Source organism: Ruegeria profundi, assembly GCF_049800715.1.
Lineage (GTDB): Bacteria > Pseudomonadota > Alphaproteobacteria > Rhodobacterales > Rhodobacteraceae > Ruegeria > Ruegeria profundi_A.
Genome location: NZ_JBNAFO010000012.1, coordinates 113063 through 128504, shown reverse-complemented (window position 1 = coordinate 128504; position 15442 = coordinate 113063). Strand labels below are relative to the sequence as shown.

15 protein-coding genes are annotated in these 15442 nt (G+C 56.0%); 6 read left to right on the top strand and 9 right to left on the bottom strand.

Going from position 1 to position 15442, the window contains the following annotated elements:
• From ACP15L_RS18355 to ACP15L_RS18330, 6 genes are read right to left on the bottom strand one after another with little or no spacing between them, the layout of a single operon-like run.
• Window positions 1-1068 carry a branched-chain amino acid ABC transporter permease gene (locus tag ACP15L_RS18355; protein WP_425085284.1) on the bottom strand — a complete coding sequence of 356 codons (1068 nt, stop codon included), beginning with the start codon at window positions 1066-1068 and terminating at the stop codon, window positions 1-3.
• Complete coding sequence (locus ACP15L_RS18350) at window positions 1068-1931, bottom strand: branched-chain amino acid ABC transporter permease (RefSeq protein ID WP_170473291.1); 864 nt, start codon at window positions 1929-1931, stop codon at window positions 1068-1070. Before ACP15L_RS18350 ends, ACP15L_RS18355 begins: the two co-directional genes overlap by 1 nt.
• Window positions 1928-2638, bottom strand: a complete 711-nt coding sequence (locus tag ACP15L_RS18345; protein ID WP_425085283.1) for an ABC transporter ATP-binding protein — start codon at window positions 2636-2638, stop codon at window positions 1928-1930. Before ACP15L_RS18345 ends, ACP15L_RS18350 begins: the two co-directional genes overlap by 4 nt.
• Complete coding sequence (locus ACP15L_RS18340) at window positions 2638-3357, bottom strand: ABC transporter ATP-binding protein (protein WP_425085282.1); 720 nt, start codon at window positions 3355-3357, stop codon at window positions 2638-2640. The genes ACP15L_RS18345 and ACP15L_RS18340 overlap by 1 nt, the downstream gene beginning before the upstream one ends.
• Before the next feature lie 49 nt (window positions 3358-3406).
• The gene (locus tag ACP15L_RS18335; protein WP_425085281.1) at window positions 3407-4681 is read right to left on the bottom strand and encodes an ABC transporter substrate-binding protein; all 1275 of its coding nucleotides are present in this window, start codon (window positions 4679-4681) and stop codon (window positions 3407-3409) included.
• Window positions 4682-4706: 25 nt separating this feature from the next.
• The gene (locus tag ACP15L_RS18330) at window positions 4707-5768 is read right to left on the bottom strand and encodes a maleylacetate reductase (protein ID WP_425085280.1); all 1062 of its coding nucleotides are present in this window, start codon (window positions 5766-5768) and stop codon (window positions 4707-4709) included.
• A gap of 105 nt (window positions 5769-5873) precedes the next feature.
• On the opposite strand from ACP15L_RS18330, the gene ACP15L_RS18325 reads away from it, so the two are divergent.
• Entirely contained in the window at window positions 5874-6803 is a 930-nt protein-coding gene (locus tag ACP15L_RS18325; protein WP_425085279.1) for a LysR family transcriptional regulator, read from the top strand.
• 626 nt (window positions 6804-7429) lie between these two features.
• On the opposite strand, the gene ACP15L_RS18320 is transcribed toward ACP15L_RS18325, so the two are convergent.
• Complete coding sequence (locus ACP15L_RS18320) at window positions 7430-8335, bottom strand: LysR substrate-binding domain-containing protein (protein ID WP_425085309.1); 906 nt, start codon at window positions 8333-8335, stop codon at window positions 7430-7432.
• A 113-nt stretch (window positions 8336-8448) separates the two neighbouring features.
• Here ACP15L_RS18320 and ACP15L_RS18315 point away from each other — a divergent pair, with 113 nt between their 5' ends.
• The 5 genes from ACP15L_RS18315 (at window position 8449) to ACP15L_RS18295 (ending at window position 13010) form a co-directional block, all read left to right on the top strand.
• Window positions 8449-9225 (top strand): CmcJ/NvfI family oxidoreductase, encoded by a 777-nt coding sequence (locus tag ACP15L_RS18315; RefSeq protein WP_425085278.1) that lies wholly within the window; start codon window positions 8449-8451, stop codon window positions 9223-9225.
• Between the two features lie 13 nt (window positions 9226-9238).
• Window positions 9239-10204 (top strand): LLM class oxidoreductase, encoded by a 966-nt coding sequence (locus tag ACP15L_RS18310; RefSeq protein WP_425085277.1) that lies wholly within the window; start codon window positions 9239-9241, stop codon window positions 10202-10204.
• A 12-nt stretch (window positions 10205-10216) separates the two neighbouring features.
• Entirely contained in the window at window positions 10217-11005 is a 789-nt protein-coding gene (locus tag ACP15L_RS18305; protein ID WP_425085276.1) for an SDR family NAD(P)-dependent oxidoreductase, read from the top strand.
• Window positions 11006-11097: 92 nt separating this feature from the next.
• Window positions 11098-11943 (top strand): enoyl-CoA hydratase/isomerase family protein, encoded by an 846-nt coding sequence (locus tag ACP15L_RS18300; RefSeq protein WP_425085275.1) that lies wholly within the window; start codon window positions 11098-11100, stop codon window positions 11941-11943.
• Between the two features lie 80 nt (window positions 11944-12023).
• Window positions 12024-13010: a zinc-dependent alcohol dehydrogenase family protein gene (locus ACP15L_RS18295; RefSeq protein WP_425085274.1), complete on the top strand. Its 987-nt coding sequence runs from the start codon at window positions 12024-12026 to the stop codon at window positions 13008-13010.
• Window positions 13011-13192: 182 nt separating this feature from the next.
• On the opposite strand, the gene ACP15L_RS18290 is transcribed toward ACP15L_RS18295, so the two are convergent.
• Window positions 13193-14092, bottom strand: a complete 900-nt coding sequence (locus ACP15L_RS18290; RefSeq protein ID WP_425085273.1) for a histone deacetylase family protein — start codon at window positions 14090-14092, stop codon at window positions 13193-13195.
• Window positions 14093-14380: 288 nt separating this feature from the next.
• Window positions 14381-15340, bottom strand: a complete 960-nt coding sequence (locus tag ACP15L_RS18285) for a LysR family transcriptional regulator (RefSeq protein ID WP_425085272.1) — start codon at window positions 15338-15340, stop codon at window positions 14381-14383.
• Window positions 15341-15442: the final 102 nt, after the last annotated feature.

Below are 15442 nucleotides of genomic sequence, written 5' to 3'. Positions count from 1 at the left end.
TCAATCCTCCTTGTTCGACTGCGCGCCAATCACCAGACGACGGCGCACGGGGAATATTTGAAGTCCGGTTTTCTCAGAGATCAGCCCCCAGATACCGCGCGGGGCGAAGAGCATGGCGGCGATCCCGATCAGCCCAAGCACCATGAGATACCAAGAGCCGTAGTCAGCGAGCAGGCTTTGTAGGATGAAGAAGATCAGCACGCCCAGAATCGGGCCTTCGATGGTGCCGATGCCTCCGATCACGACGATGAAAATCACGTAAGCCGTCCAGTCGGTGACCGAGAACGCCGCATCCGGTGAAACCCGCAGTTTCTGAACGTAAATCAGAGCGCCCGTTAGTCCCGTTCCAGCGGCTGAGACCAGGTAGACCAGCCATTTCATCCGCACCGCATCCACGCCGACGGATTTCGCTGCTTCGACATTGTCGCGTACCGCAGCCAGCGCCAGCCCGCGCTTTGTTCTGAGCAACCAATAGATGCCCGCAATCGTCGCGATCACCAGCGCTAAGGCCAGCCAGTAGGTCAGGATATCGCGCGCTGCAGCTCCGCGAACGTCAAAGGTGGTCTGGATCCACTCAGTGGCCCACATCTCACGCGTCGCGGTGCGCGGCAGAGAGGTTCCGGTGCCGCCGCCGAGCACTTTCCATTGGGCCACCAGAAGGCGCATGACCTCGGCGATGACCCATGTTCCGATGGCAAAATAAGCCCCTTGCAACCGAAATGCGAAAAAGGCTGTGGGTATGGCGACGATCAGGGCTGCAACGCCGCCCAGCAGGATCGCCAGAACCGGGTCCATACCCCAAAGGATGACACCGCCAAACATGGCGTAGGCCCCCATGCCCACGAAGGCTTGCTGGCCGACGGACACAAGGCCACCATACCCCGCCAGCAAGTTCCAGAACTGCGCCAGTACAAGCATGGTGAAGATGAAGAACAGGTCTTGAATCAACCCCCTGCTGGCAAATGTCGGCAGCAGGATGAATAGGATGATCAGAGCGATACAGACGGCTCCGGCACTGTAGGACGAGCGGGTCTGCGTTTGGACGCGGTACATCGAAGTATCTGCCATCAGTCCACCGCCCTTGGAAACAGGCCTCTGGGTTTGATCAGAAGCACGATGAGAAAGGCCAGGTGACCGGCCAGGATTTGCCATTCGGGGTTGATTGCTGCGCCGACAGTCTGCGCGACACCGATGATGATGCCTCCGATCAGAGTGCCCCACAGGCTGCCGAGGCCACCAATGATCACGGCCTCGAAGGCGTAGATCAGGCGTGCCGGGCCGATATTGGGGTCAAAGTTCGCCCGCATTCCCAGATATAGCGCCGCCAGCGTTACAACCAACATCGCAATGGCAGTCGCAGTGGCGAAGATACGTTCTGGCCGGATGCCCATCAAACCAGCCGTCACCGCATCATCCGAGGTCGCGCGGAACGCCCGACCCAATTCGGTGCGATAGAAAAGCTGGTTCAGACCGATGATAACAAGGATTGCCGAGGCAAAGGTCAGCAGCGGCAGAACGCCGAGGTTCAGCCCGCCCATTTGAACGGACGCCGTTGCAATCTCACCCGCAGGCAAACGTTGGCTATCGGCTGAGAACCCTTCGAGCAGAGCATTCTGCAAGACGACCGACAGACCGAATGTCACAAGCAAAGGCGGCAGGATATCAGGCCCCAGCACTCGGTTCAGCACATGTCTCTGCAACGCCCAGCCGACGCCAAACATGATCGGTGCGGCAATGATCGCTGCCAGAAACGGAGAGAGCCCAAGCAGTGAGACCAGCAGAAGGATCAGATAGGCCGCAAAGACGATCAGATCGCCATGGGCCAGATTGACCAAACGCATGATCCCGAACACAAGGCTCAAGCCTGCGGCGAACAGCGCGTAGAGCCCGCCCAACAGAACGCCCTGAATGATGGTGTCGATCCAGATCATGCGGCGGCTCCTCCGAAATAGGCGTCGTGTATGGCCTCACGGCTGAGCGTCTCGGCGGTGCCTTCCAGCGTGACGCGGCCCTCCATCATGCAATAGACGCGGTCTGCGACTTTCATCGCCTGGCCAATGTCCTGCTCCACCACGATCAGGCTGGCCCCGGACTCCTGAATGCGGGGGACGGCATCGTAGATGTCTTTGATGACCACCGGCGCCAGACCAAGGCTGATCTCGTCACAGAGCAGAACTCGGGGGTTGCTCATCAGGGCGCGACCGATTGCAACCATCTGCTGTTGCCCGCCAGACAGGGCTGTGCCGGGGTGGTTGCGGCGCTCTTTCAGGATCGGGAACAGGTCATAGATTGTTTGCAATGACCAATGGCCAGATACCTTGCGGCCATAGGTGCCGATCAGCAAGTTTTCCTCGACGCTTAGGGAAGGAAACAGCCGGCGCCCCTCGGGCACCATGGCCACGCCGCGCGCCATGATCTCATCAGCAGCCAAGCCCCCAACGGGTTGGCCGTCAAAGCGCACTTGATCCGACCCGTTGGTCAGAACGCCCGAGATTGAGCGCATGAGGGTCGATTTCCCGGCTCCGTTTGCCCCGATGATGGCGACGGTTTCACCTTCGTCCAGATGGATATCCACGCCGAACAGGGCTTGGAAATCTCCGTAGTGGGCGGTCAGCGCGTGGGTCTCTAACAGGCTCATCAGACTTCGATCCCCAGATAGATTTCTTTAACTTCCCGGCTGTTCATGATCTCGTCCGGATCGCCGAGGCCGATGACCTTGCCGAAATCCAGAACCAGCAGCCGTTCGACGACCGAGGTGAGCGCATGCAGGACATGTTCGATCCAGATGATCGTCACACCGCTGCTGTGCAGCCCCTTGATCGTGTTGATCAGCGCGGTGCATTCGGCGTCGGTAAGACCTCCGGCGATTTCGTCCAGGAGCAATAGCTTTGGATTGGTTGCCATCGCGCGGGCCAACTCCAACCGCTTGCGTTGCAACAGCCGCAATCCACCGGCCGTGTCATTGGCCACATCCAACAACTCCGTTTGTTCAAGAATGCGGGCGCAGTACTGTTCGACCTCATGTTCAGATTTGCTCTGCCCATGCGTCGCGGCCACCAGCAGGTTTTCGAACACCGTCAGATGATCAAACGGCTGAGGGATCTGGAACGAGCGCCCAATACCCGACAAGCAGCGCTGCATCGGCGGCACGCGCGTCACGTCAGCCCCGTCGAAATGGATTGATCCAGCATCTGAGGTCAGGTTGCCGGTAATCAGATTGAACAGCGTCGACTTGCCCGCCCCATTGGGGCCAATGATCCCAAGGGCCTGCCCCTGAGCGACATCAAAACTGACATCGTCAGTGACGGTGAGCGCACCGAAGCTTTTCGAGACGTTTTTGAGCGAAAGAATGGTCATACCGGAGTTCCTGCCCCGGACAGGGTCCGGGGCGCTGGTTTCATTGCGATCAGGAGATTTCTTCCATCACACCTGCGGTCGGGATTTCGGGTGCCGAAGAGTTGTCGACGATCACGAGATCATAGCTGCCATTATCGAGCAGCCGCCATTGCCCGCCCACCAAGGGCGTTTTCGCAACGTTCTGCGCTGCGAACGGTGGCAGGCCAGCCCCATCAAAAGCAATCCTTCCAACGATCGAGTCCAGCTGCGTAGCTGCAATGGCCTCAGCCACTACATCCCCGTCACCTGCATCATCGACACGGCCCATAACGTTTGCCGCCATTTCGAACAACGCGTGTACAAATCCGATAGGCTGGGTCCACTGGCGGCTTGTGGCGGCCATGTAACCCTGAGCCAGTTCAGCTGAACTTGCGCCAGTGAGCGATGAAGAGAACGGATGGGTCGGCGACCACCACACCTCGGAACTCAGGTTGTTGCCTGCGTTGCCCAAAGCTTCGACGGCTTGCGGGAACAGGATGGCCTTGCCGATGCTCGCCGCCTTAGGGGTGAAGCCTTGCTGCTTGGCTTGGCTCCAGAAGGTGGTGAAGTCAGGCGGGATGGGAACGCCGGTTACAATTTCAACATTCGCCTGGCGGAACGCGTTGATCTGTGCCGAGAAATCGTCGGTAAGGTTCTGGTACCGCCCGGGATCTGTCAGGCTATATCCCAACTCGGATAGAACCGGTGGGAAACCCACATTTGGATCGCCCCATGCATTGCCATCGCCGTCATTTGGGAACAGAGCACCGACCTGCTTGTTGGTCTCCAACTGGCCCCACATCGCCGTGAAGACCGAGATCACATCCTCAAGCCCCCAGAAGAAGTGATAGGCGTAGTAGAACGGCTCCCAACTGGCTGGATCGCCGGGATTGCCCTGCTGGCCAATGAACCACGGCTGCCATGGCGCAACAGTGGAAATACACGGAACTTCCTCGGCCTCACAAGTCGAGGCAACCGGGTTGGTCGTTTCTGGCGTCGAAGCGACCAGCATCAGGTCGATCTCATCATCCACGATCAGCTCGCCCGCGACATCTGCTGCCCGGTTCGGGTTAGACTGGCTGTCTTTGACGATGACTTCAAAATTCGCACCGGCCTCAGATGCGGCGAAATTGTCGAGAATAAACTTGTCGGCCTCAGAGAACGCGGCCAGAGGACCTGATTGCGGGCTGACATAGCCCAGCTTGATCTTGGCACCCTGAGCGATAGCGGGCGCAGCGAGCGTGCCGGCGGCCAGTCCGAGGCCGGTTGCAGCGCTGGATTGCAGCAATTTGCGTCGTGTGATCATGTGTCCCTCCCTTGACACGGTGAAGTCAAACGCTTGGGGCGTTTCCCGCCCACGCGTTTTGAAGAAGCGCCCGCAGCCCATCAGCAGTGACCGGCAGCGGGTTCCAATACGGGTTCTTGAGTGCGATTTCGGTGGCGCGATCCAGATCGGCCTCAGACAGGCCAAAGTCCTTCAGAGCCATTGGTGCGCCCATGGATTTGGAGAAATCCCAAAGCGCCTGGCCTGGGTCAGTGCCGCCGAGTATGTCCGACACAGGTGCCAGAAGCTCCGGCGCACCCACCGCGTTGTAGGCGATGGCATGTGGCAGAACGACTGCGTGGGTTTCCGCGTGCGGCAGATTGAAGGACCCGCCCAGCGTATGGCAAAGCTTGTGATGCAGAGCCATTCCGACCAGGCCAAGTACCGTGCCGCAGGCCCATGCACCACGCTGCGTTTCTTCTCTGGCTTTCAGGTCGTCGGGGCTTTCGACAACGGTCGGCAGACCTTCCGCAAACGCCTTAAGGCCGTCGATCGCCAATTCCGTGGTCTGATCCGTGCGATCCTTGGCATAAAGCGCCTCGGCTGCATGAGCCATTGCGTTCAAGGCGCTGGTCACGGTCATTGCGGGCGGCAATGACGCCACAAGTTCGGGATCGTACAGAATGACCCGCGGCAGAACCTTCGGGTCTGTCAGGGTGGTTTTGATGCCATCCTCAGTCTGACCCAGGATTGGGGTAGCCTCGCTACCTGCATATGTTGTCGGGATGGCGATTTGTGGCAAAGAGGTCCGAAGGGCAATCGCCTTGCCTAAGCCAATCGTCGAACCTCCACCGATAGAGACAATGCTATCGGCTTTGACAGACAAGGCATGTTCAACCGCTTCTTCGGTCACGCCAACCGGGGTGTGCATGATTGCGCGAGTGAAGACGCCTGCAGCACGATCCCCAACGGTTGTCGCAAGCTCCATTGCCATATCGACTTGCTGAGGTGTCGACAGGATCAGCGCCTTGTTCGATCCCAGCTCCGCCAACTCCGCGCAGATGTAGTTGCGCAAACCTGCGCCGAACCGGACTTTCTGGCCATTGATGCTGGTGGTGCTGAGAGCCATTGGGCGCGTTCCTGACAAGCGATGGATTGCGGATCTGGAGGGAACGCTAGCAGGCAAAGACAGCACTCTTGATCGAATTATCGACCATCAATATAACTTTGAGTTATGAAGCTTGATCCCAGACATCTCGAGATTCTTGCCGCTATTGTCGAGGCCGGAGGGTTGACCGAAGGCGCTGCTTTACTTGGGAAATCTCAACCCAGTGTCTCCAGAAGCGTCTCTCTCTTGGAGGACAGGGTGGGAGAGCCCTTATTCCTGCCGACCCGCAGACCTTTGCAACCTACTGAGCTTGGTCTTGCGCTTGCTCAGGAAGGTCAAAGAATCCTAAGCGCGGGTCGCCATGCAAGCCGCGTTGTGGACGAACACCGTCAGGGCATTGCCGGTGCAGTGCGGGTTGCGGGTACGCCGATCTTTATGGACGGTGTCATCTCGAACGTGATTGCAGAGTTTCAAGCCGAATATCCCAATATTCGGATCGACCAATCCTATGGATACCCCACTGAACTTTTGTCCCAGTTGTCCGCTGAAACTCTGGACTTGGCCATTCTTCCTATGCGCCCGGCAGACGTGTCTGATGAGTACGAATTTCGTCAAATCCTGCCTGGTCGAAACGTCATTGCGTGCCGTGTTGGGCACCCATTGGCGCGCAAAAAGGAGGTGAAGCTGGAAGATATCACCGAGTATTCTTGGATCGCGCCACCTGCGAACAGCCCGCTGTTTCGTGACTTGAGAAACACGCTGGACGGTATCGGTATGCGAGATCTCAAAATCAGTTTCACGGGCGGGTCTTTGAGTGCGGTTGTGAACGTTCTGACGGGTTCAGACTCTCTAACCGTTTTACCTTTTTCGGTGGTTTTCATGATGCAACGGCAAAAAACTTTGGCAGCACTGCCGATAAAAATCGGTGATCCCGACCGGCACTTGGGATGCGTTACGCTAAGCGCCCGAAGCATGCCGGCTTCGTCGGAGCGCGTGCTTGAGTTCATTAAGCAAAAGTTCGAAATGCTGGATCGCTTGATTTGTGGCGCGGGATGATCTCTCTGACTGGTCTAGCCTGAAAAACCCGAGAGATTGAGTTGCTTTGTGAAGCCCGCGCGAAGTTTTAGACGGTTGTTTTTCAATGCGTGCTGCCTCAGGGATCCTATTGGGTTTAGTGAACCTCTGTATATTTCATTGTTTTTAGGTCAGAGATACTTAACGTCTGGGTCAGAATTGAATGACGAGATTCACCGATTTTCTGAGGTTTGGGAGTTTTCGTTAGGCAGTTGTCGGTGACGTTCTACATTTCTTGTTAGACGTCAGATGAATTTGACTTTTGCGTCACAAACTGACCCAACCCCAACTTTTCATACTCCCGAAGACAGTTGCGTTCGATTTGACCTTCCTTACGGAAATCACGGCTGACTTGTAGACCAGACTGCGAAGCCGCCGGTTCCGACTGATCTGCCACGTGGCAAACGCGTGAGCGGCGTGGCATGCTATTCGACAGGCGTAGTGCGGCCCACAAAGCGGTCATTCAGAAACCGTGCAGCAACTCGATAAGGTGCGATGGCGGCTGGGCGGGGAAATCCAGACATTTGCGATCGGACAAGGCATGTCCGCTTGGCGCCTGTCCCCAACCTTGGTTCAATAGTGTCTAAATGCGCATTATCCTAAAGCGCTCATGTTTCCCAAGGAGGCTTAGCGCCTATCTCTGCAACCAGAAAGTCCATGAAAACCCGCACTTTGGGGGACAGTACGTTGGACTTGGGATAGATCAGCCACAAGACATTGTCTTCGCTGGCTTCAAAGTTTGGAAGAACCCGTACCAAACGACCTGATTTCAGTTGGTCATGCACGCTCCATCGAGCATTCAAAGAAATACCGGCTCCGGCTAATGTGGCGCGAACCTGACTTTGACCGTCATCGATAATCAATTGGCCTTTGGCGGATGCGGGATCGAAAACAACGTTTTCGCCCGCCGGTCCTGTCAGTGAACGCGGTTGGAGGTTTTGGAAAGCGATCAGACGGTGGTTTGTCAAATCGGCTGGTGTATCAGGAACGCCGTGCGTGTCGAGGTAGTGTGGCGCAGCACAAAGAATACGTTGGTCATCAGCCAACTTGCGGCCTTTCAGGCTGGTGTCGACCAATGGCGCGTTCCTGAGCGCTAGATCATAGCTTCCTTCGATCAGATCGAACTGCACATCCGACAGGCGCAGATCGAGCGTGAGATCGGGGTGCTGTTCAAGGAACTTTGGCAGGATTGGCGCGATGTAAAGCTGTGCAAAACTGCTTGGCGCAGCAAAACGCAATGTACCCTTGATCGTTGTCATTTGCTTGCCCAAAGCAGCAAATGCCGCCTCTTCCTGCGCAATGATCTCACGAGCGAAGGGCAGGAAATCCGCTCCTTCCACCGACAACGACACTTTGCGTGTCGTGCGGTGCAAAAGCTCGAAACCGAGGTTCTGTTCGAGCTTGGCAAGCCTTGCGCTGGAGACCGCTGGGGCCATACCCAGATCACGCCCCGCCGCGCTGATGTTCAGCATGTCTGCTGCCCTTATAAACAATCGAAGCGCGTCTGTGTCCAAACCCATTATATTGTTATTCCGAATTATAAATACACGAATAGGCAGTTTATCTGCAATTTGATTGTGTTTAAATCCCTTTCACAGAGACAGCAGAGCATAGGCAGGAGGCGCACATGACACGGACAGCCACGGTCAACTACCATGTTCACAAATCCTACCGGCAAGCCTTTGAGCTTGATGCTGGCGGGGTTGCTGGCAACCTGATTTCCCCTGAACTGGTCGCGACATCCGTTGTACTATCAGACAACCGCGCAACGACCTCGTCGGTTTCTTTTGCGTGTGATGCCGTTGAAATCATGCCACTTGAAACGCAGGTCCGAGACTTTGCAGGCGACAGCTGGAAACCAATTTACGATGCCGAACTCAAGGCTATGCTGCTGGAAAAGCTGGGTGCGAGAGAGGTCGTGGTTTTTGATCACACACTTCGAGTGGATGACCCTGAAGCAACGCGCAAACCGGCGCGCAATGTTCATAGCGACTACAGCAAGGACGGAGCCAAACAGCGGCTTGTCGACTTGCTGGGCGCCGAGACCGCAGCAGAGTGGGCGCAAGGTCACTACGCTTTTGTCAATGTGTGGCGCCCTGTGGATCATCGGATCAATTCGGCACCTCTGGGCTTTGTACGGCCGTCGTCTGTCGACCCGTCTGACTGGATTCTACTGGACCTGATCTATCCTGACCGCGTGGGGCAAATCATGGGGCTGGCGGGAAACCCCAAACATGAGTGGATCTATCAATCCAAAATGACACCGGATGAGGTCGCGGTCTTCAACATATATGACAATCAAGGCCTGGCTTCGATTGCTCATAGCGCACTCGATATGGTCGAGGATCCAAACATCACTACCATTCGAAAAAGCATCGAAAGCCGCACTTTGGTGCGCTATTAAAGGAGGGCAAGACATGTTGGATGAAACGCAGCCGGCTTGGTTTGAGCAAATCAATTTGGCCTACAACCAGGTGTTCCGTCCCGGACGACTGAGCGTCGGCCTTGTATTGCCTCTCGAAGCCTATGCCGTCGGGGCAGAACCGACGCTACGAGGGCATTTGGAAGCGGCTCAGAAAGCCGAGGAGCTTGGGTTCGCAGCACTTTGGCTGCGGGACGTGCCCTTCAATGTTCCAAGCTTTGGCGACCCCGGGCAGGTTTTCGATCCATTTGTCTATCTGGGAGCGTTGGCAACGGCGACGGATCGGATTGCGCTTGGAACGTCGAGCGTGATCCTGCCATTGCGTCACCCCGCTCATGTCGCCAAGGCAGCAGCGACAGCAGATGTGCTCTCTGCCGGGCGGTTGCTTTTGGGTGTCGCGTCCGGCGACCGGCCCGAGGAGTACCCGGCGATGAACCAGAGCTTTGAAGATCGCGGGGCACGTTTCCGCGATAGTGTTGAGTACATCCGCGCCGTTGGATCGGCTTACCCGACGCATCAAAATGCACAGGGCAAACTGCATGGCGGGATTGATCTATTACCAAAACCGCACGGGAAGCGCCTCCCGATGCTCATTACCGGCGGCAGCCAACAATCACCTGATTGGGTAGCGCAGAACGGAGATGGCTGGATGACATATCCGCGCAATGCGGCGGCTCAGGGTCAAGTCATCGCAGATTACCGCAGACGCGTGAAAGCTGCAGGTCAACCGGATAAGCCTGTGATGCAATCGCTCTACGTCGATGTTGTAGCCGACGCTGCCGCACCTCCGCGCCCGATCCATCTTGGGTTTCAATCTGGCACCGACTTCCTTCGCAGTTATCTGCACGAGATTGAAAAGCTCGGGGTCAATCACGTCGCCCTGAACCTAAGGTTCAATCAAGCGCCCATCGACACAACCCTCGAACATCTGGCGGATACTCTGCTGCCTGACTTTTCCTGAAGGATCAGACCGATGACCAAGACTATTCTCATTACAGGTTCAACCGACGGCATTGGCCTACTGACAGCGAAGAAGCTGGCTGCCGATGGGCATAAAGTGCTCCTCCATGGACGCAGTGCATCCAAATTGGAGAGCGCGGCTGCCGCCGTCGGCGGGGACGTCGAAACCTATGCCGCTGATCTGAGCGATCTGTCCGCGGTTCGAAAACTGGCCGAAAACGTTCGGGCGAAGCATCATAAACTGGATGTATTGATCAATAACGCAGGTGTGCTGAAAGCCCCGCAAGCCGTGCTTGAAAATGGTCAGGACATTCGCTTTGTGGTGAACACGCTTGCACCGTATCTGCTGACCGAATTGCTTTTGCCGATCATTCCTGCTGACGGGCGGGTCGTGAATCTGTCATCAGCGGCACAGGCCCCGGTAAACCTCAAGGCCATGCAGGGCAATGTGCCACTGGCTGACATGGAAGCCTACGCCCAAAGCAAGTTGGCGATCACCATCTGGACCCGCGAATGGGCCAAATCCCTGTCGAATGCACCAGTGATGGTCGCCGTAAATCCCGGATCCCTTTTGGCATCAAAGATGGTGAAAGAAGGCTTTGGCCTCGCCGGGAACGATATGAACATCGGCGCTGACATCTTGATTGATGCGGCCATGGGTGCGCGGTTTGCGGACGCGTCAGGAGCCTATTTCGACAATGACAGTGGGGCTTTCGCTGATCCGCACGCCGCAGCGCTCGATCAAAATCACGCCGCCGAGGTCATGAACACCATCAATGACTTGATCAGCCAGACGGGCTGACCATCCCGGCGCGAAAACGCCGAACACTTCCACCTCTAACACTCCTCTACCCCTCACGCGCGCTGCGTCGAGGCCCCAGAAAGGACTGCCTGATGAAATACGAGAACTTTCAAACTTTTGACGTAACTGTCGAGAACGGCATCGCCACGGTCACCTTCAACTTCGGCTCCGTGAACGTACAGGGTCAGGAAATGCTGGCCGATCTCAACAGTCTGGCCATGCGGCTCGAGCGGGACCGCGACACCAAGGTCGTGATCTTTCAATCGGCCAATCCGGAAATCTGGGTCTGCCACTACGATACCGAACTACTCAAGGACATGTCGACCGAAGCCGTGTCCCGCGAGGACGCTCAGCTTTTGGATCTCCAATCGGTTTGCGAGCGGATCAGCAAGGTACCACAGGCGACCATCGCAAAGCTGGAAGGGTTTGCGCGCGGTGGCGGGCACGAATTGGCCTTGGCGTTGGATATGCGATTTGCCGCACGGGGAAAGTACAAGTTCATGCAAATGGAGGTCGGAATGGGCATCCTGCCCTGCGGCGGTGGCGCCTCGCGCATGGCCCGTCAAACCGGTCTTGGGAAAGCGCTTGAGATCATCCTGAGCGCACAAGACTATGACGCGGATGATGCCGAACGTCTGGGAACCATCAACAAGGCATTGGAGCCGGATGAAATCGGCCCGTATGTAACCGCGCTGGCCGAACGCATCGCACAATTCCCTGCAGAGTCGATCAATGCCTGCAAGCAGATGGTCTATGAATCCATCGACAAGCCCATTGACGAGGCGCTGAAGGCCGAAGCCTATTGGCTGTATCAGGCGACCAGCAAAACTCCAGCGGTCAAACGTTTCACGATCGCGGATGAACAAGGTTTGGAACACGACATCGAGAACCAGCGCAAATGGGGCGATCTGGTGATGCAGGTGCAGGACATCAACTGACCACCCCCAAGACAATAATCTCGCCAGGCGTGCGTGGTTCCGACGTAGGCCTGACAGCATCTCACAAAAGGAAAATCCCAATGAAAGCAATGGTTCTCAACTCTTACGGACCCGATGCGCTGTTCGAGCTTGCTGAAATTCCCGATCCGGTCGCGACACCCGGACATGTTGTCGTCAAAGTGGCCGCGACCAGCGTCAACACCGTCGACACAATGATCCGAAGCATGGGCGCGGACCTGCCTCTGTCCCCCCAATTGCCCGCCGTACTTGGCATGGATTTCGCTGGCACAGTCGTCGCGATTGGCGAAGGCGTGACAGACTTCGCCGTAGGTGATGAGGTATATGGCTGCGCAGGTGGATTGATGGATCTCCCGGGCGCTTTGGCGGAGTACATTAACGCAGACGCGCGCCTGATCGCGCACAAACCTAAGACGCTGAGCATGCGGGAAGCTGCAGCGCTACCTCTCGTCGGCATCACCGCCTATGAAGGGCTGACCCGTGCCGGTGTTGGCGAAGGGCAGACCGTGCTGGTGCAGGGTGGTGCAGGTGGCGTTGGCCATATTGCCATCCAAATCGCCCGCCACCTTGGTGCCAAAGTATCCGCAACGGGTCGCGGCGCGGATCAGATGGCCCTGATCGAAGAGCTGGGCGCGCGGCCGGTAGATTTCACAACGCAAAAGGTCCAGGACTACGTGGCTGAGCACACCAGCGGTGTGGGCTTCGATGTAGTGTTTGATAGCGTTGGCGGGCAGAACATGACAAACTCATTCGCCGCCGCCAAACTCAATGGTCAAGTTGCCTCAACGGTCGCGATGGTCGAGATCGATTTGACGCCTGCGCATTTCAGAGGTCTGTCTCTGCACGTCGTTTTCATGCTGATCCCGATGATGCACGATGTCGGGCGTCAAACACATGGCGACATCCTGAGGATACTGGCAGATCTGGCGGATGACGGCGCGCTCAAACCGATTGTTGACGAACAAAAGTTTGGGTGGGCCGATCTCGGTGCAGCTTATGCGCACCTGACGAATGGATCTAAGGTCGGAAAGGTCATAGTGGAGGCGTGACAAGATAACTGGGGTTGGTGCGCACATAGTGACTATTTGCACCAACTCAGTTTGAGCTGTATTTGATGACGCACATCTTGCATTGCTGACCTTAGAGCCGATTGTATCCTATGTTACTTTGGGTTCACAGACGTCCATCGAAACACAGTAAAAATGACAAATCACTATGATCATATCTGTCGTCAAAATCGGTGAAGCTTCTTTGCGACCCGGTAGGTATTGGCGTAAGCCGTGACGGACGCCTCAATGGGGTCGGCATAGCCGCCGCCGATTGCCATCGAGACCGGGATGCCGCGGCCTTTGCAGGCGTTCAGTACCGCCTGATCGCGTTGGATAAGGCCATCATAGGTCAGCGCAAGCCGCCCTAGCTTGTCTTCTGCCAGCGGATCAACGCCTGCCTGGTATAGAATGAGGTCGGGACGAAATTCAAACACAGCCGGCAAGTGATCGGCTAAGGCGCGAAGGTAGTCCTTGTCGCCGGTGCCATCCGGCAGGGCAACATCGAGATCCGCTGGAAACTTGCGGAACGGAAAATTCTTTTCCCCGTGCATCGAAAAGACGAAGACCGATGGGTTGTCGGCGAAAATGGCGGCGCTGCCATCGCCCTGATGGACATCAAGATCGATGATCGCGACCCTTTCGACTATGCCAGCCGCAAGCAGGTGGAGCGCAGCGACGGCCTGATCGTTGTAGACGCAATAGCCAGATCCAAACGTTGGATGGGCATGGTGCGTGCCGCCAGCGAGCTGCCCCGAGATACCGTACTCCAGAGCTGTCTCAGCAGCAGCAATTGCGCCGCCGGCTGTGGCGCGAACCCGCCTCACAAGTTCCCGGCTCCACGGAAACCCAATCCGTTTCATGGCCTTTTCTTCCAGTTCCCCGTTTTCAAACTGCGCGACAAAATCGGCGGCGTGCGCGCGCAGTATCGATTCATCGCTGGCTGGCAAAGACTCCGCCAGCTGCGCCTCCTGAAGAATACCGTCTTTCAGCAGTAGCGTATGGAGCATTCTGTACTTGTCCTGCGGAAACCGATGTCCGGAAGGCAGGGTAAGGGAGGATCTGTGGGGAGCGTAAAATCTCATGACTTAGTCAAAAGGAAACTCAGGCAATGCGCCAAAGCATAGCTGATCACCGAACAGATCTGCAACGTCCGCCGCCAATAGCAATGCGTTTCATGACGTGCGCAAATGTGCAGTAAGGTGACAGTTGATATCTGATGCGAATGTCCGGCGTACGGGACAAAGCCAACTTTTGGTCCGGTCCAAGAAACTTGAGGTTCCGGCCCCATAGCTAACATTCGTCTACTTGTCGCGAGTCGATCCAAGTCGACATTCCCTCCGATCAGTTTTCTGTTTGTAAAACAATGCCATTCAGGTTTGCTCGCTTCCTGTTTCATCTATCCCAACTGCATGAGGGTTGGCATTCACCCCTGCCAACATCTTTAAAACTTCAGTTTTCCAGCCCGCCTTGATCTTTAAAGCCAGTTGAGACGGCGGTCGGTGATCGGGCTCAAGGAGCGCATATTCATATCTGAGCGGCTTTTCGAAGGGCACGAACGCAACTTTTCCGTTGGACAGGTTTAGTTCTTGTTCAGTCGCCACGGTCAAAGGATCCACGATCGAATAACATTGACCTGAGCTCACAAAGGGTATCAGGGGTAGAAAGTACTGACAGGTCACTGTTGGGTTGTAGTCAGCTGAAACATCTTGAAACTCTTGTCGAATTTTACGCTGGAACGGGTGCGTGGCATGCAATCCCCCCATAGGCGCTCCGTCGAGATCGGAAATCGACATGGTTCCGCGTGAAGCAAGCGGGCTGTCACGATCAACGGCGCAAAAACAATCTGCCCGGATCAGTTCTGTTGAATACTGAGGCTCTTTCCCGGTTGAATGATCGAAGTCCGCAAAGCCGAAATCAATATTCTGCGTGCCTGCAAGCTCAATAATCTGAGGTGAACTGCGTGTAGACAATGTGATACGTATCTCAGGGTTTTCGCCGACTGATTGGCTGATAAAACGCGGGAACAAGAAAGCGGATGGGCCCGGCATTGTAGCGATATTCAGACTTCCGGAATGCCCTTTAATTAACCCTTCCATTGTACTGGAAATCGTCGCGAGGCGGTCCAGTATGCCTGTTGTTTCGGCCAAAAGGTAATGCGCTTCGGGAACCGGGACCAATCGCCGTCCCTTGCGCTCGAACAGTTTCAGGCCGAGGGTCTTTTCAAGGTTCTTCAAGGCCAGACTGATCGCAGGCTGGGTGCGGTTTAGTTTCTTGGCGGTTTGAGAGATAGAGCCGGTCTCCATCACCTCGCGAAAAACGGTCAACTGCATAAGATTCATGTCCAATATATAAGCTAAACCTTAGTTTTATGAAATATAACAAATTTGTATTTATGAAAATTGCTACTACGCTTGCAGGATCGAAATTCGGCC

What these genes read in the sequence shown, in the direction of transcription:
- ACP15L_RS18325 (WP_425085279.1), top strand. Translation starts at nt 5,874, where the DNA reads ATGAAGCTTGATCCCAGACATCTCGAGATTCTTGCCGCTATTGTCGAG.
- ACP15L_RS18290 (WP_425085273.1), bottom strand. Translation starts at nt 14,092, where the DNA reads ATGAGATTTTACGCTCCCCACAGATCCTCCCTTACCCTGCCTTCCGGA.
- ACP15L_RS18345 (WP_425085283.1), bottom strand. Translation starts at nt 2,638, where the DNA reads ATGAGCCTGTTAGAGACCCACGCGCTGACCGCCCACTACGGAGATTTC.
- ACP15L_RS18335 (WP_425085281.1), bottom strand. Translation starts at nt 4,681, where the DNA reads ATGATCACACGACGCAAATTGCTGCAATCCAGCGCTGCAACCGGCCTC.
- ACP15L_RS18285 (WP_425085272.1), bottom strand. Translation starts at nt 15,340, where the DNA reads ATGCAGTTGACCGTTTTTCGCGAGGTGATGGAGACCGGCTCTATCTCT.
- ACP15L_RS18350 (WP_170473291.1), bottom strand. Translation starts at nt 1,931, where the DNA reads ATGATCTGGATCGACACCATCATTCAGGGCGTTCTGTTGGGCGGGCTC.
- ACP15L_RS18310 (WP_425085277.1), top strand. Translation starts at nt 9,239, where the DNA reads ATGTTGGATGAAACGCAGCCGGCTTGGTTTGAGCAAATCAATTTGGCC.
- ACP15L_RS18305 (WP_425085276.1), top strand. Translation starts at nt 10,217, where the DNA reads ATGACCAAGACTATTCTCATTACAGGTTCAACCGACGGCATTGGCCTA.
- ACP15L_RS18340 (WP_425085282.1), bottom strand. Translation starts at nt 3,357, where the DNA reads ATGACCATTCTTTCGCTCAAAAACGTCTCGAAAAGCTTCGGTGCGCTC.
- ACP15L_RS18355 (WP_425085284.1), bottom strand. Translation starts at nt 1,068, where the DNA reads ATGGCAGATACTTCGATGTACCGCGTCCAAACGCAGACCCGCTCGTCC.
- ACP15L_RS18330 (WP_425085280.1), bottom strand. Translation starts at nt 5,768, where the DNA reads ATGGCTCTCAGCACCACCAGCATCAATGGCCAGAAAGTCCGGTTCGGC.
- ACP15L_RS18300 (WP_425085275.1), top strand. Translation starts at nt 11,098, where the DNA reads ATGAAATACGAGAACTTTCAAACTTTTGACGTAACTGTCGAGAACGGC.
- ACP15L_RS18295 (WP_425085274.1), top strand. Translation starts at nt 12,024, where the DNA reads ATGAAAGCAATGGTTCTCAACTCTTACGGACCCGATGCGCTGTTCGAG.
- ACP15L_RS18315 (WP_425085278.1), top strand. Translation starts at nt 8,449, where the DNA reads ATGACACGGACAGCCACGGTCAACTACCATGTTCACAAATCCTACCGG.